This is a genomic window from Flavobacterium sp. SOK18b (assembly GCF_014156605.1).
In the GTDB taxonomy this organism is placed as follows: domain Bacteria; phylum Bacteroidota; class Bacteroidia; order Flavobacteriales; family Flavobacteriaceae; genus Flavobacterium; species Flavobacterium tiangeerense.
This window is the reverse complement of the sequence record NZ_QKNZ01000063.1, coordinates 11593-30354: the sequence shown is the minus strand read 5'-3', so window position 1 is coordinate 30354 and position 18762 is coordinate 11593. Positions and strand designations below refer to the sequence as shown.

At 33.2% G+C, this 18762-nt stretch carries 6 protein-coding genes; all 6 read left to right on the top strand.

What is annotated here, in order from left to right; all coding sequences use genetic code 11:
- The first annotated feature begins 179 nt into the window (after positions 1-179).
- Entirely contained in the window at positions 180-4733 is a 4554-nt protein-coding gene (locus DNC80_RS10325) for a hypothetical protein (protein WP_182651152.1), read from the top strand.
- 1 nt (position 4734) lies between these two features.
- On the top strand, positions 4735-6813 hold the full coding sequence (locus DNC80_RS10320) for a hypothetical protein (RefSeq protein ID WP_182651151.1): 2079 nt from the start codon (positions 4735-4737) through the stop codon (positions 6811-6813).
- A gap of 76 nt (positions 6814-6889) precedes the next feature.
- Positions 6890-8047, top strand: coding sequence for a hypothetical protein (locus DNC80_RS10315; RefSeq protein WP_182651150.1), 1158 nt, complete (start codon positions 6890-6892; stop codon positions 8045-8047).
- Between the two features lie 4 nt (positions 8048-8051).
- Entirely contained in the window at positions 8052-9284 is a 1233-nt protein-coding gene (locus DNC80_RS10310) for a hypothetical protein (RefSeq protein ID WP_182651149.1), read from the top strand.
- 82 nt (positions 9285-9366) lie between these two features.
- Positions 9367-10566 (top strand): hypothetical protein, encoded by a 1200-nt coding sequence (locus DNC80_RS10305; RefSeq protein WP_182651148.1) that lies wholly within the window; start codon positions 9367-9369, stop codon positions 10564-10566.
- A 20-nt stretch (positions 10567-10586) separates the two neighbouring features.
- Positions 10587-18713 carry a T9SS type A sorting domain-containing protein gene (locus DNC80_RS10300; protein WP_182651147.1) on the top strand — a complete coding sequence of 2709 codons (8127 nt, stop codon included), beginning with the start codon at positions 10587-10589 and terminating at the stop codon, positions 18711-18713.
- Positions 18714-18762 lie beyond the last annotated feature (49 nt).

The window sequence follows — 18762 nt, the reverse complement described above, 5'->3', positions numbered from 1 at the left end:
TTTAAAAAAGGCTTCAAAACCATTAAAATATAGCAAACTTGAAAAAAATTACTCAACAAAAAAACATTTTTATAATTTGTATTTCCATTCTTTTTGTTACCTTAAATTCTTACGCAAAAGTACATAACGATACAATATTAAAAAGTCAAAATAAAAATTCTTTATCTTCTAAATTTAATTTGACTAAAAAACATACTCCTGAATTAACTTCTAATTTTCATTACAATCAACAAACCAGTGAATTTACAAAAGACTATTTAGATCATAATTTTCCTCTTTCACAAGAGACTCAAAAAGATTTAGAACTTGCAAAAGCTACTATAGAAAAAATAGAAAAAAATAGCAGTTTAACGGATTTTCTAGAACCTAAAAAACTTTCGATGTTGCCATTAGGCATAAAAAAAACAATCGGAGGTATCCAATACATGTTAGGTATTAGTAATGCAAAATTCACCCCTGAGTATACTGAATTAACTGCTTTTGTAAGGATTATATTGCCTCAACGTGATGAAGCTGGAAAGTCAAAAGAATTGTTTTTTGGAGCAAATAATATTAAATTATCACACAAAGGTGGTTTAGTTGGTGATACTAATTTAGTTTTACTTGGTGACGTTCCTATCAAAATTAATGGCGAAAATCTTTTATTGATTTTAAAAGGTGGAATGGACATGAAAACTGGAGTTGTTGAGAACAAAACTTATGTCACAATTGATTGCAACGGTTTTAAGGAACTTGGAATTACTGCGGATGTTAAATTCTCAAGAAACTTTCTTGAGCCTGTAGACAACAATTACGTAGCAATCCCATCACCAGCATTAGTTACAGGGAATTTTAAGACCATCGTTTCGAATTGGAATGACATTTTAGTGGAAATATCCTTGCCAAAATTTCAATTAACATCCAAAAAGGGATTCTGTTTTGAACTGAATAAGGCGATTATCGATTTTAGTGATTTACGAAACTCTCAAAGTGTAAAATGGCCTCCCAATTATCAAGAAAAATACTTGGTAGCCGGTAATGAAAATTTGTGGCGTGGTCTTTATGTACAATCACTTAAAATCGTCTTACCAGAAGAGTTCAAGAAAAAAGAAAGCACGGAAAGAATTCGCTTTGAGGCAACCGATTTATTAATAGATCGTATGGGAGTTTCAGGTTCTTTTTCAGGAAGTAACTTAATTAGTATTGAAGAAGGCAATGCATCAGGATGGCAAATGTCACTTGACACAGTAAACATAACACTAGTTGCGAATTCATTAACTGCAGCAAGTTTTGGCGGTGATATTCTTTTGCCAATATCTGAAAAATCAGCAAATTGTAATGATGGTGCACGATCAGAATTAGCGTATAAAGCAATAATTGATCCTGTAAAGGATGAATATCTTTTAAATGCTCAAGTTACAAATGGTATATGTTTTCAAGCCTTTAAAGCAAATGCTATAATAGAAAAAAACTCTTACATAGAATTAAAGGTAAAAGACGGTAAATTTTTACCCAAAGCAGTGCTATACGGTACATTGTCATTAAAAGCCAGTAATAAACCCGTAACTGCAGCACAAGCACAATCAGGGAAAAATGAACAAACGAAAGAAACAGTTGATTTTAAAGGAATTATATTTCAAAATTTAACATTACAAACCGTTTCTCCTTACTTAAGTGCTGATTATTTTGGATATAAAAATTTGGAGAGTAAAGATGCTAGTGTTAGTAATTTTCCTGTAACCATTAATGAAATAGCGCTAATAACATCTCCAGAGAGTGCTAGTCTAAAGGTTGATCTGGCTATTAATATAATGGAAAATCAATTTACAGGTCAAACTAAATTTTATGTCATTGGAAAATTTGGTAAAGAAGAAGGCATTCAAAAATGGAAATACGATAGTCTTAAATTTGAAAAGATTGAGATTGGAGCAGATATTGGCGGGATGAAGTTAAAAGGAAGTATTGCTGTAATGGATAATGATCCTGTTTACGGCAAAGGTTTTAAAGGAATGCTGAGTTGTGATTTTACTGGTGGTATCAAGGTTGAAGCAAACGCTATTTTTGGAGCAACAACTTTTAGGTATTGGTATGTTGATGCTATGGCAGATAATTTAAATATTCCATCCGGAGCAATTACTTTTAAAGGTTTTGGAGGAGGAGCATCCTATAGAATGAAAAAGGAAGGGTTCAGTAATAATTTTACAGCATCAGGGTCTAATTATGTTCCAGATATTGAATCTGGTTTAGGCGTAAAAGCTATGATTAAATTTTCGGGAACAGCTTCGGCAGATGCATTTTGGGGAGGTGCAGGTTTTGAAATTGCTTTTAATAATAAATTTGGTATCAATAGGATCAGTATTTATGGTGAGGGGCGTGTGATGCAATCTTTTGAAATTCCCGTGTCAGATAAACTCAAAAAGGCATTAAAGGAAGTAAGTGAAAAAGAAGCTAAATTTTCAAAAGAAATCCTAGAAAAACTTAAAATAGAGAATTTATCTAAAGCAGCCGAAGATTTATATCCAAATGATATCAAAGGTTCTATGGGTATCAAAGCTATTGCTGCGATACAGTATGATTTTACATCAAAAATATTACATGGTACGTTTGATATGTATGTAAATACACCAGGAGGCCTAATTAAAGGCCGTGGAAGTAATAATAGAGCTGGCTGGGCTGTGTTGCACTTTGGTCCTGATAAATGGTATATACACATGGGTACTCCAAAAGATCGTTTAGGCTTGAAAATGGCTATAGGTCCTGTAGAGGTTGAATCTGGCGGATATTTCATGATGGGAGACGATCTACCAGGTAGTCCGCCTCCACCAGCTATTGTTGCAGATCTTTTAGGATTAAAACTCGAGCAATTAGATTATATGCGAGATGAAAACAGTCTTAGCGGAGGGAAAGGTTTTGCTTTTGGATCAGATTTTAGTATTAAAACTGGGGATATAACCTTTTTATTGTTTTACGCTAATTTTCAAGCTGGTTTTGGTTTTGATATTATGTTGAAGGATTATGGTGATGCTGCTTGTCAGGGTTCTGGACCTATTGGTATTAACGGTTGGTATGCCAATGGTCAAGCTTATGCCTATTTAAAAGGGGAATTAGGTATCAAAGTAAAACTCTTTATGGTAAAAAAGAAAATAAAAATTATTGAAGGAGGAGGAGCCGTTTTAGTACAAGCTAAACTACCCAATCCAGTATGGATTAGAGGATATTTAGGAGGTCACTTCAATTTGCTCGGAGGATTGGTGAAAGGACGTTTCCGATTTAAGGTCGAATTTGGAAAAGAATGTGAATTTATAAACAATACCCCTTTAAATGGTTTAAAAGCCATAGCAGATATTACACCTGCAAAGGATACAAAAGATGTAAATGTTTTTGCAGTACCACAAGTAGGATTTAACATGCCTATTAATAAGAACTTTACAATAGAAGAGGATAGCGGCCTAAAAACTTACCGTCTAAAACTTGAAGAATTTTTGGTAAAGAAAAACGGTAATCCAATACTTGGTTCTACGAGCTGGAACACAACCAATGATTTAGTTAGTTTCAATGCAACGGAAGTATTACCGCAAAATTCCGACTTAATACTAAGTGTAAAAGTAAGTTTCCAAGAGTATACTAATGGTAACTGGAAAACCATTTATGATAACGGCCAAATAGCTACTGAAGATGAGACTGTTAATTTTACAACAGGGACAGCACCAAACAACATACCAGTAAACAATATTGCGTATTGTTACCCTGTTTTTGATCAAAAATATGTATATCAAAATGAGAGTAAACAAGCTTATGTAGTTCTTAAACAAGGTCAATCTTATTTATTTGAATTAAAACCCGGTCAGACTCAAAAAGCATTTTACAAAACTGGAACTAAAACTGTAAATAGTACTTTATCCTATTCACCTAGTTTAAAAAAAGTAAGTATAGATATACCAATTTTAGAGAAAACGAAGTCTTATAATATAACTTTAATGACCTTAGAAACGCTATCAGAAGCGAATAACAATCTAAAAGAAAGTTATGAAACTCAAAATTTGGACGCACAAACTAGTGTTGAAACTAAAAAGAATGAGCTAAAAGAAACCATAACTGGAGGGCAAGGTATTGAACTATTGCAATATAATTTTAATACCAGTCAATACAATACTTTTGAGGAAAAAATGAATGCAAAAAGACCAAGACAAACCTTGGTAGAAATCATCTACTCGGATGTACATGCTTTACATTCTATCAATAATTCTTCAGAACCATTTGATGAAATTGAACTTATTGGTAATGCCAAGACTTTAAATATTCCTTTAGTGACTACTGAGGCTATACTTGACGACAATTATTATATCAATGAGATTTTTCCATTGATATATAAAGGATATCCCCTAGAAAGTGATTTAACATTAAATAGAAATACAAATACAATAGGAATACCGCCTACAAAAGGTGTTGAAACACTGGCTTGGTATCAGGATGATCTTATGAATAATGCAACTAGTTTTATGCTGAAAGAGTACCTACCCTACCGATATAATTTACCTTTCTATTTTAAAACAGACTTTGTGGATTTAAGATATAAAGTAGTAAACAAATATCTGAATACTGCCAATCAAGTCATGAAAACAAAGTATGATTATATTATCAATGGGACATTTCCGTACATCAAAAAAGGGAACTATAACATAAAATTGAATTATACTTTACCAGGTGGTCAACTAGGAACAAGTTCTATTTTTACATTTAATAAAACCAATTAAAATGAAGCCCAAATTTTTAATGTTCCTTATTTTAACTGCTATAAATGTAGGGTTTGCTCAAAACCCACTAATTAAAGAGCCTAAAATAGCTGAAAATAAACTAGAAATAAAAGTACTTACAAGAGTTCAAAAAGATAAGATACTTTTACGCTGGGCCGTGACCGATGCTATGGCTTGGAAAAAATTAAACAAATACGGCTACTTAGTAGAGCGGTTTACTATTGCGAGAAACAATAAAACGCTATCAAGTCCAGAAAAAGTTGTTTTAGCCAAACAAATTAAACCAGAGCCTTTAGCATCTTGGGAAACAATAATAGATACCAATGAAAATGCCGCTATCATTGCTCAAGCACTTTATGGTGAGGATTTTTCAGTTAATGGAACTGATAATTTACAATCTATCATTAACCTTTCTGAAGAAACAGAGCAGCGGTTCACATTTGCTTTATACACTGCCGATAAAGACTTTGAAATTGCTAAAAAGGCAGGTTTAGGATTTGAAGATACTACTATTAAAGAAAACGAAAAGTACTTATATCGTATTTCTTCTAATGTTCCTAAGCAAGAATTAGATATTGATTATGGAGGTGTCTTTATAGATACTAAAGAAGTGGAGATATTACCAAAACCAATGGATTTTTCAGCAAATTTTACAGATAACAGCAGCATGTTAAGCTGGAACTTCAATATACTAGCGCACGCCTATGGTAGTTATTATATAGAACGCTCAGAGGATAAAAAAATATTTAACCGTATTACCAATAAACCCTACACAAGTTTAAATCAAGAAAACACAAATAATAATAGGATATTTTATGTAGACACTATCGCCAACAATAAAGAGTATAGTTATCGCATTCAAGGAATTTCTGTATTTGGAGAGTTAGGACCTTATTCTGAAATTGTTAGTGGAAAAGGTAAATCATTATTAAAATATGTTCCTCACCTTACGATACAGGAATTTAAAGATGATACAACTGTTAACTTAATTTGGGAATTTCCAGAAGAAGGAGATGAAGAAATAACTGGTTTTGAACTTAACCGTTCTGATAAAGAAGATAATAATTATGTTACGGTAGTCAAAAACATTTCGCCAAAGGCTCGCAACGTAATTTACAATAAATTAAATCCATCAAACTATTTTACAATAACAGCAGTGAGCAAACAAGGAAATAGTAGAACCTCATTCCCAATGCTTGTTCAGCCCATTGATTCTATTCCTCCAAGTAAACCAGTTGGCTTAAAAGGAACTATTGACAGTCTAGGCGTGGTAAAAATTTTATGGGATACTAATAAAGAAAAAGACCTGTTAGGTTATCGAATTTATAAAGCATACAATGCATCTGAGGAATACAGTCAGCTGACAGTGAGCCCAAATGAAAAGAATACTTTTGAAGATAAAGTAATACTCAAAACCTTAAATAGTAAAGTCTATTACAAAGTTATTGCAGTAGATTACAGATACAATATGTCTGAATTTTCAGAACCACTCGTTCTAAAAAAGCCAGATATTATTCCGCCCGCATCGCCCGTTTTTTCAAAGTATGAAATTAAAGAAGGAGGGGTTTTCTTAGAATGGTTTAACAGCCAAAGTGAAGATGTGGCAGTACACCAATTGTATCGACAACAAAACGGTCAAAAGGAATGGAAACTTGTTTTTGAAACCAAAAACAAAGAAGAACAATTTCAAGACAAGTCTGTTGAAGAAGGGTATACCTATACCTATGCCATTTTTGCAAAAGATGATTCAAATCTGCAATCGCTGCCTTCGCCTAACCTATCCACTTTTGTTCCCTTAAATGGTGTCATGGAAGCGATAAAAGGCTTTTTTGCTCAAGCTAATAAAACTACAAACACTATTGATTTATCTTGGAATTACAGCAATCCCCAAGTTGATAGTTTTGAAATTTACAAAGCATCAGAGAAAGATGCTTTGCAATTGATTCAAATTGTAGATGGAAAAAAAAGACAACTATCTGACCCAACCATTACCATAAACACCAATTACAAATACGGTATTAGAGCGATTTTTAAAGACGGAAGAATGTCTAAAATGGATTTTTATACGGTTAAATTTTAAGATTATGAGAAAACTTTTCATTTTGTCATTGATTTGTTTTTTTATTAAGAGCCATGGGCAAAATATTTCTTACGCGATGAATTATATTTTTGAAAGTACCAATGGTTCAAGAGCACAATTGATTTCCAATAATAAATCTGTTTACTTATTTGAACCAACAAGTGAAGAGATCACTAGAAATATCTCACATTATGATGATTTTATATTTAATTTTCGCGCTGCTATTAATCCTGCAGATACAAATGGAGAATATGGCGCATGTAGGAGTAATATCTCTATTCCGTTAACTGCTTCGGAACTCATAAAAGGAGTATTTCCTAGTGCTTCTGGATGCTTTTCATCAATATTTGTTACTGAATTTAAGCCTAACGTAACTATTCAAAAAAGCAATACTTTAACAACGTTATGTTCTGGAGAAACACTTGATTTAGCAGGGTTTCCTGCCGGATTTCCTAATGAAGCTTACCACTGGCAATACTCATTAGACAATCAACAAACTTGGATAGATGTGCCGACAAATTTCAACAATAATCCAACTACGAATTTTTCAGTTAAAGATGTTTTAGGAGACAGTCATGTAAACTACTTTGATAAGCAACTCTATTTCAGATTGGGCTATCAAAGCAGACCTTTTACAGATCCAATTACAATAACTTACTCTGCTTGTGCGCCAGTAATAACGAATTTAAACCCAATTCAACCAAATTGTAGTGGTGATCCTATGACTGTCATTGTGACTTTTGACAGACCATTAGATCCTATCAAAAATGAAAAACTAACCTATTTTCAAATTATTCAAAAAACTGGAGAACTTACTGGAAACCAAATCCCTGAAATTATTGCCTTTGACACTGCTAATACATTACAATATACCTATAATAATGTTACAGGATTAATAAATGGAGAAATATATACGGTAAAATACCAAGCTTTTCAAGGAGTAAAGGAGAGAGGAGTACCTGAAACCGATAAAGATTTTCAATATCAGGATCCAACAGCTGTACAATTCGAGATTATATCTGCTGAAAACCCCTTATGCCACGATGGTACTGGAGAAATTGTCATTAGTGTAAAAGGCGGTACAGGTGCTTATAAATTTTATGTTGATAATATTCAAAAATTCCCAATACAAGAACCAAATGGTACTTATAAACTAAAAGATTTAGCCCCAAAAGAGAACAAAATAAAAGTTACGGATTCAAATGACTGTATTGATAATGGTAAAAATGAGTAGGCATATGAACAAAATTATCTTTCTGCTGCTTGTTTTACTAGTGAATTATACTGCCTATTCACAAAGTGAGTATGGTATATTAGTTAAGACCACTTTATTTCCATTTAAAGGATGGTATGGTAGTCATGCTGGTGTTCAGAGAATTACCATTGGCTCTAAAACTATTAGTAAAACAAGTAATCCTGAATTAACGTTTAAAATAGTATACAATTATGTATCTATTGATGATCAGCCAAGTACAATCCAATGCACTTCAAGAACATCCGGTAACTATGATAATACCGATTGCGGACCAATATCACAAAATATTTTGTACAACAAAGCAACTTTTATCCAAAGTACTTTTAATGGATGCATTGCCGATTCAGAAATTTATTCAATTCATGTAACATCAACAGATGCACTTGATAGCAAATGTCCAGAAGATGTAATTGAGTTAAATAACGGCTGGAATTGGCAGTATAGTTTTGATGGTACAAGTTGGATAGATTTTGCAGCTAACTTTCAAGAGCAAAGAGACATCTCGTTCAAAATAAAAGAACTGACTGACTTTGAAAATAAAACAAAAGTATATTTTAGAGCGGGATTTGGTTCGCAATTTACTAATATTTTACCTTGTGATATTATCCCTTGCTCACCATTTCTAGAAATTGATCCTCCACTACCGTTAAACCCTTCCTGTAATAATACTGGTACAGGAAGTATCCCCTTAAAATTTAAAAGTGAAATCAAAAATGATGAGCAACTATTACTCAATCTTTTTACCAACGCTAACCCCCTTAACCCTAAATTCTTATTAAGCAAATTTGTTCCAAAATCTGCGATAATAAATAATGAATATACTTGGACAAATATAGGAGCAGGTAACTATATTATAAGATATCAAGCCCAAAAAACAACAGACAATACAACTGATGTTAATTCAAGTGCCGTGACAACTAAGGCTTTTTCGATTGTAGATCCTACTAAATTAGAATTCAAAGTATCAGCCAATAACCCTGTATGTAATAATGGAGCGACTAATTTAATTATAGAGGCTATTGGCGGTAGCCCACCCTATTTTTATGATGACTTAGAAGGCACTACAGAATTTATTAATGGAGAAACAAAAATTAAAAGAATTCAATTCAACCCATCAGATGAGAAATCAAATAAAGTTATAATACCACTACTAAATCCAAAAAGTGTATATACCATAAAAGTCACTGATGCCAATAACTGTATTGATAATAATTAATATGTTTATGAAAAGAAAAATACTATTTATTTTATTAGTTTTAATAACAACTACCAGCTCCTCAGCGCAGGTTTTATATATAATGAAAACTAACTATGGGGGATGCAGCAATTATAGTCTACCAACATTCTATTATGGGGGAGCTACAACAAGTTTCAGTTATAATATAAGTTCAGACGATGGTATTTGGTTGTGTCCAATACAAGAAGTTGGTCCATATTTAATTTTCGATAAAAAACCAAGCTCATATACACTAGATTATGAGACTTACACTGATTATAATCAAACAGACATATATGAGTTGTTGGCTTCTCTTAATGTAACAATAACAAAAGATTGCCAAACAACCATTGGCTATGGTGCTTCAAATCTAAGACCCTATTTCGAATTAATTAGTAACCAAGTACTCACTTCACCAGGAGTAAATAACGTGTTAACGGATAAAATCAAATTAAAAGCAACTGGTTGTAGTGGAACACAAAGGTTTCATTGGGAGTACAAACTTAATGGAGGTCAATTTCAAAAAATGAATATTAGTACTTCTTTTAATGAAGAATTTGAATTTATAACTGCAAATTTTATCCCATTAGATTACTCTGGTTTTGTAGACTTTAGAGTAGTCATTGATTCGGATCCGTCTATTACCGAAGAAAACGTGTATTCAAATATTATTTCATACAATGTTACTAGAAAAGCTCCGAAAATTATCTCAACAACTTCTCCCAATTTTACTAGCTGCTCCTATTCGAAAGATGGATCTGTTACCTTCACATTTGAGAGAGAACTTCAACAGGGTGAGCAATATGAAATGACTCTTTTGTATGAAAATGGTCGTGCTGTCTTAAATGGGAATAAAAGAATTCCTAAAGATTCGATGACTACTCCAACAACCTATACTTGGAATAATTTAGATGCTGAAAAATATATTCTTACGTATCAAACCAAAAAGATTATAGGAAACTCCGAGCTCATGAGTGACCCAGAACAAAAAAGTTTTACAATATCATCTCCAACTAATTTAGAATTCACAGTATCAGCCAATAATCCTTTATGTAATAATGGAGGTACTAATTTAATTATAGAGGCTATTGGCGGTAGCCCGCCCTATTTTTATGATGACTTAGAAGGCACTACAGAATTAATTAATGGAGAAACAAAAATTAAAAGAATACAATTCAACCCATCAGATGAGCTATCAAATCAAGTTTCAATACCACTACTAAATACAAAAAGTGTATATACAATAAAAGTCACTGATTCAAAATTCTGTATTGAAAGATAATCCGCTATTAAACACCTATTATGAAAAAATATTTACTCCTACTACTATTGTTTTTGATTAACTTTTGGGGATATTCACAAACACAAGCAACTGTAACAGAAATAGCTGTAGATGGTGCAAGAACAGTGACTTTTACAAATCCAGCTCCTATTGAGCTCAATGAGGCATTTATAACAACTGCAACTACAGGTGATGGAAAAAGTGATGGAAAATTACATATCGTTTTTAGAGGTAGAACAGAACCCTATACCTATTCTTGGTTAAAAAGTACTAGTCCATTTACCCCTACAGAAGATCTAAATAATCTAAATACTTGGATTAATTTTTCAGCTGGCGAATATACCGTTATAGCTTCTAAAGATGGCTGTAGCAGTGCACCAATTCCTTTCATAATATACGAGCCAGCCGAATTACTAATCAGTCTTATTCAACCTAATAAAATTGGTTGTTTTGGTGGTACAACAACGCTAGCTATAAATAATAACACTGCTACCGGAGGTTATCCCTATGTAGGTACTAAAAATTATACCTATTCTTGGTACAAATGTGATGAAAATGGTTTAAATGCTTCATCAATTTCAGATGCAAGAACTACTGCAGTAACAGCAGGATTTTATTATGTTGAAGTTAATGATGGAAAGAATATAAAAAAATCGAATATAGTTCAAGTAACTCAAAATGAACAAATAACTGTTTCAGAAAATAAAATAGAGCCTCCATGTAATGGAAATAACGGTAGCGTTACATTAGCGATATTAGGAGGTACAGGTAATTATAATGTAGCTTGGACGGGAGATGACATTAACACTGCCATAATTACCAATAATGGTAAAAATTTATCAAGCAAAGCTGGTACTTATAATTACATTATAACAGACGCAGATGTTCCAGGATGCTCTATCCCTGGATCAGTTACTTTTACAGACCCTACGCCTGTGCTGGTAAACTCTATTGAACAAACACAACCCTCATCATCAACCGCCAGTGACGGAACAATCACTATAAACGCATCGGGTGGTACCGGAACTTATAAATATTTTTGGTCCAAAGTTGGAGATAATACATTTAATAGACCCATAACAGAAAATCATATACAGGGACTTTCAAATGGTATCTATACTGTTAAAGTAACAGATGCTAATAATTGTAGCCCTACAAATGACACTGAAACAATTAATTTGGAAGCTTTGGCAGTGACTATTAATCAAATACAAAGTACAAATTGTCAAATCGAAGGAACGGCTTCACTTGTGGCAACAGCTAAGGGAGGTACTCTCAATCCGAACAGTTCTTACGGTTACATATGGAAAAATGGCAATGATATTATTCAAGGGGCAATATCTCCTTCAATTAGCAATTTATCTGCAGGAAATTATAGTGTCGAAGTTAGAGATAGTAAAAGTGCGGTATCTAATTCAACCAGCATAAATGTAACCCTATTAAAAATTGACACCTCAAGCCAAAAAAATGTTTCTTGTTATGGAGCTGCTGATGGTACTTTTTCTATGAGTGTTTCTGGAGGAACTCCTTTAAACGGTAACTATAAGTTTGTTTGTACAAATGGTACAACAACCACTACTACAAATACTGGTAATAGTTTTAGTCTTTCGGGACTATCTATAGGAGAATATACAGTGACTGTTAGTGACCAATTTTCATGTAATGTAACTAAAAAATTTACTATAACACAACCCGGTTCCCCTTTAAAAATGGAATCATATGTTGTTGCAAATTCTACTGGATTTGAAAAATCTAATGGAAGTATTTCTATTTCAATAACAGGTGGAACTACTGGAACTACTGGTTATACATATTTATGGACAAACAGCCAAGGAAATGAAATTGGTAACAATACAAATCTTACTAATCTAGCACCAGGAAGCTACTCGGTTTTAGTTACTGACTTTAATAATTGTAAGATAACTGAAAAATTCTTAATTAAAGAACCAACAAAACCTTTAGTTTCAGGAATTCAAACAGAAGCTAAATGTTTTGGTCTAAAAGGAAGTCTATCTGCTACCGCAAGTAATGGAGCACCTTTAAATCTTTTGGATTCTCAAAAAAATTACAAATACATTTTAAAAAATATTACTTCGAAAGATGAAGTAATTAAATCAGGTCATTCAGTAGTATTTACTGATATACTAGAGGGGACTTACTCCCTAACTGCTACAGATGCAGATGGTGTTGTTTCCGATGCAATTAGCTTTACTTACATTAATCCCAATCCAATAAATCTAATTCTTAGCCAAACCAATGTAAATTGTTTTAATGGCAATGATGGAACAGCAAGTGTTGTAGCATCAGGAGGTACACAAAACTACACTTATATTTGGAAAGAGGGAAACAAAATAATTGGGGGTAACTCATCATCAATATCTGGTTTGCTAGCTGGTGATTATTCTATTGAAGTTAGAGACAGCAACTATTCGAGTTTAGATCAAACCCATTGTGTGGCAACAGCCTTAATTAAAATAGAAGAACCTAAAAATTCTTTGTCTATATCAACAAATTTTGAAGAAAATGCAACAGGATTTGCCCTTAATAACGGTAAAATTTCAGTTAGTGTTTCTGGAGGTACTCTTCCTTATACTTACAGTTGGAAAAAAATTAACGACACAAACTTTGTAAGTAGTAATTCTGATGAAATTACAAATTTAGCGCCTGGAGATTATAGCTTACTAGTTACCGATAAAAATTTATGTTCGGTAGGAAAGAGTTTTACTATTATAGAACCTGATAAATTGGAGTTTACAATTATTCAACCAGCTGGAACAGATATATTTTGCAATGGTAACACTAACGCTGAATTAGCAACAGTCGTTTCTGGTGGCGTTTCTCCTTATACATATAAATGGTTTAATGTAGTTGATACTTCGACAACGTTAGGGACAACTGATAAGATAGAGAAATTAGGAGCAGGTACCTATGAAGTTTTTATTACTGACGCAAACCTAAACACATCATTTGCTAAAATTAATACATCTAAAGGCACCAACACCTTTACCATCAATCAACCTGATGTATTGGCTTTTACAACAACACCAACCCCCGTTTCTTGCTTTGGTGGTTCAAATGGAAGCATTCAACTTATAATAACAGGAGGGACAAAAAGTACCGATCCTAATAATCCTTACTCAATTTCCAGCGATGGTGGTACAATAGATGCTAAAAATGGAATTATTTATGGATTATCTGTAGGCAAATATAAGGTAAGTGTAGCCGATGCAAATAATTGTCAAACTGCCAAACAAGAAATTGAAATTACAGCACCAGAGAAAGCACTTTTTATTGCAAGTGAAGTAAGTACTCCAACCACTGGTTACGGACTCGCTACAGGAAAAATAGAAATTAGCGTAGACGGCGGTACACCTATAGACCCAGGAAATGGAGGCACACCAACTTACATCTATACATGGAAGAATAGTGCTGGTAATACAATTGGTACTAATAGTCCAACCCTAAGTAACATCGCTGCGGGTGAGTATTCTGTAGTGATTACTGATGCTAAGGGTTGCGAATTGCCTAAAACATTTACTGTCTTACAACCAACAAAACCTATAGTAAGTGAAACGCATCTACAAGCAAAATGCAATGGATTAACGGGATCTCTAGATGCAACTGCCACAGGTGGAGCAACATTTGAGCAAAACCAATCTGAAAAAACATACACTTATAGATTAAAAAATAGAACAACAGGAATTACCGAATCTATTGTTGGATTTATAGCTAAGTTTGAAAATATAGCAGACGGGGAGTATGAGTTAACCGCTACAGATGTGGCTGGAATAATTTCAAATACTATACCTGTTACTTTTAAGCAACCTGCTCCAATAGTAGTAAACTTAATTCAAAAAAATGTTTCTTGTTATAATGGAAATGATGGATCACTAGAAGCAGTTGTAATTGGCGGCACAGGTCCTTATACTTATATTTGGAAAAAAGAAACTGCAAGTATAGGAAGTAATACATCAAAAATTGAAGGCCTTTCTAAAGGTAATTACACACTTGAAATAAGAGATAGCAACTATAATTCTAATTTAACGGCTTATTGCGTTAATGTTGTAACTACATCAATCTCTGAACCTACAGATGAATTAGCAATTGAGTCATTTACTTCTACAGATGCTACAGGTTATCAAACTAATAACGGAAAAATTGAAGTAATTCCTAGCGGAGGAACACCAACATATCAATACCAATGGTTTTTTAATGGGACCGTTATAAATAATCAGAGCAATAACAATCTTAGTAATTTAGCTCCGGGTGAATACAAAGTAATCATAACAGATGTAAATCTTATTTGTTCTATTGAAAAAACTTTCACCATTAATGAACCAAAACTTTTAGAATTTAAAGTTCTAACAACTAAAGTTTTATGTTTTGGTGAACAAAACGGTAGTATTAATGCCATAGCCACAGGTGGTGTAAAAGACAACAATGGTTTTTATACCTATACCCTTTTTGATAGGAATAAAAATGTATTAGAAAGCCAAAAAGCTTTAGAAGCAAAATTTGACACTAAATTTGCTGGCACCTATTACATTCAAGTAACTGATTTTAATTTAAATACTACTCCTTCAAATTTAAATGATTTAATACCTGTAGTTATTGAACAACCTAACAAGGCACTAACGTTAGTTGAAATCAAAAAGAATAATGCCACCTGTCCTAACGAAGCCGACGGTAGTATTATTTTTGAAACAAGTGGAGGTACACCAAATTACAAATACACTTTATTAAATGTAAATAAAAACACCACATCTCAAGTTAATGATTCAGCTATTGAAAACTTATTAGCAGGAACCTACACCTTAACTGTAACAGATAGTAATGATTGTGTTCAAAGTAAAACATTTACAATTACAGAACCTGAAGATTTTGGTTTTGATAAAGAAAAATTCACACTAACTAAACCAATTCTACCAGAAACAAACTGGTCGATTAATGTGGTAATGAAAGGTGGACAAAATGATTACAAATACAGTATTAAAAATAGTAGTGGAAGTACACTTTTAGAAAAAGTAGTCTCGGACAAATCTCTATTGATCAATCAATTACCAACAGATATTTATACTGTAAGTGTAACTGATAATACAGGATGTACCAAAACAGAAATTATTGATTTAACTAATAATGTATTAACAGCTTCAATTCAGCAAACCAAGCAAATCATATGCAATGGTGAGGGAGCAAATATCGAAGCACTCGTAACAGGTGGTTTAGGGATTAAAACCTATACATGGTATAAAAACAATGAAATTATACCATTAGAATACGGAACGACTTTAACTAATTATGGTCCAGGTGAGTATAAGTTTAGCTGTATAGATACGGCTAAATTAGAAGTGATAAGTAATAAGATCACTATTACTCAACCTGATGTAGTTGAAATTAAAAGTGTTTTGAAGACTAATTCAACTTGTAACGGGGCTAATGATGGTACTATTTCTATAGACGTAACGGGTGGTAGCGGCTCCTATTTGTATAGTTTAAATACTACTAATTGGACTGCGTTCTCTGCAAGTTCTACCGCAATTATTAGTAATCTTCCAACGGGAGATTATACAATATATGTTAAAGACTCTAAGGGATGTAATGCAATAGCAACAGCTCTAGCCAAGATAGAACAACCCTCTATCTTAACCATTTCTAAAATAAATACAACCAGTACTTCTGGTTTTGGACTAAGCAACGGAAGTATTGCTGTGGATATAGATGGTGGTAACGGAAACTATTTGTATAAATGGTTTAATGAAAATAAAATTGACATCAACCAATCAACTAGTACAGCAATAAATCTAGTAGCTGGTAAATATTATGTTGAAATCACCGATTCAAAAAATTGTAGTATTACGTCAGAATTAATAACGATTTCACAACCAGAAAAACTTACTACCCTTATTAACCCAATAAACCAAGTAATTTATTGCTATGGCGATAAAAGTATCCAATTAACAGCAACTGTTGCTGGAGGTGTGCCAAATTATAACTTTGAATGGTATGATAGTTCCAATTTTATGATAGGGACTAATCCTACGTCACCTTTTGTAGGTGCTGGAAATTATTATTTAAAAGTGATAGACAAAAACGGAAATACAGCTACCAGTACATCAGTAACAATCACAGAACCAGAATTGATTCTTACAAGTAATACAGTTGTTGATGTGAACTGTATTGGTGAAGAAAATGGAAGTGTAACATTAACCGCGTCAGGAGGAAGCAATACTTTTGAATATCGTTTTAAACCAGAAAACGATAGTTATGGGAATTGGATCTCTTTTACTTCTAAAAACAGTACAATTCATGAAGGGCTTAAAGCTGGAAAGTACACTTTTCAAATAAAAGACAAAAATGGAATTTTATGCAGCAATGTACCAAATTTAGAGGTTAGCATAGCGCAGCCCTTAGCTCCAATAAGTTTAATCAATTCAAAAACAATAGTTACAGCTGCTTCAGGCTTTGGTTTAGCTAACGGTTCTATTACTGTTGAAGCTACTGGTGGAAACGGTAACTATGCCTACCAATGGTACAAAAACGGTTCAACAACAACTATTGCCAATACTGCTACGGCCAACAATCTTGCAGCAGGAAAGTATTTTGTAAATGTGACAGACGCAAAAGGATGTAAGCTTACTTCCCTACTAATCGAAGTAACAGAACCTGCGCTTTTAATTACCTCAGCGGCGGTTCAAAATATCATTTTGTGTAATGGTGATGCCAACGGAAGTCTAAGACCTATCACTTTAGGAGGGTTCTTGAAACCAGGTGAAAACTATACCTACCAATGGTTTGCAGACGGAAATGCAACAGCATTAGCCACAACTACTATTCTGAATAACATCGGGAAAGGGTCGTATTATGTGATTGTAACGGATTCTAACGGTAATAAAACGACCAGTAAAAGTATAACCATCACGGAACCAGATATTTTAAAAAACACATTATCTGCTGATTATACGTTGTGCGGGGATGCAAACGACTGGACCATTACAACGGCTCCAACAGGCGGGACAACTGCATACAATTACAGCTGGAACACTGGAGATAAAACCCCAAGCATACAAAATGTACCGCCAGGGAAGTATAGTGTTGTTATTACAGATAAAAATGGCTGTCGTGTAACCAATGAGATTACGATTAATGCTCCGCAGCCTCTTACCACAGCAGCTCAAATAAAAAAGCCAACCTGCTTTGATGGTGATGATGCAACCATTGTATTGACAACAACAGGAGGAAAAGGCCCTTACACTTATTTATGGAGTACAGGAGCACAAACCAGCCAATTGAGCAATGCTAAGGCAGGTACTTATTCTATAATAATCACAGATTTTAAAGGATGTATCATAAAAGAAGAATATAAAATTGAAAACCCTCCAAAGGACCTGTTAAATCTTGGGGAAGATGTGACCTTGTGTCTTGATCAAACCTTGACAATTAATGCTACTATTAATGATGATAAAGCCATCTATTTTTGGCAATCAGATAAAGGATTTACTAGTAATAAACCTATTGTAACCTTAAAAGAACCTGCAAATTATACCCTAACAATAACCAATAAATTAGGATGTAAAGCTGTAGATACCATTACAATTAGTAGCCAAAACACTCCTATTAGCGCTGAATTTGCTATGTCATCACAAGTATTTACAAATGAGGTTTTTACTGTTATCAACATTAGTGATCCTAAACCTGATAGTATAGAGTGGATTTTACCTACTGAGGCTATAGTCAAAACAAAGAGTAAAGACTACGCCGAGATGAGTTTTTCAAAACCAGGTGAGTATGATATCAGCATAACAAGCAAAAAAGGAAATTGTACTGCTTTTCAAACAAAAATAGTATTAGTGTTAGAGGGAGAATATAAAGATCCTGACACCACTGATGCAATGAAAAATTTTGATTTAAAAATCTTTCCAAACCCATCTGATGGTATATTTTCAATTGATATCACTTTAGATAAAGTAATGCCAGCTACTGTTAAAATATTCAGTTTAATCAATAATAGCATCATTGCTTCAAAATCAGAAAACGGCAAACAAACATATACTTTTGATTTTAATTTAAGTGGTATGATACCTGGAGTCTATTTTATTCTATTTGAATCTCAACAAGGAAGCAAGTTGAGAAAAATAATAATCAAATAGTACTCAGTATTTATAAATAATAATAAAGACTTTACTTTCTAAAGTCTCA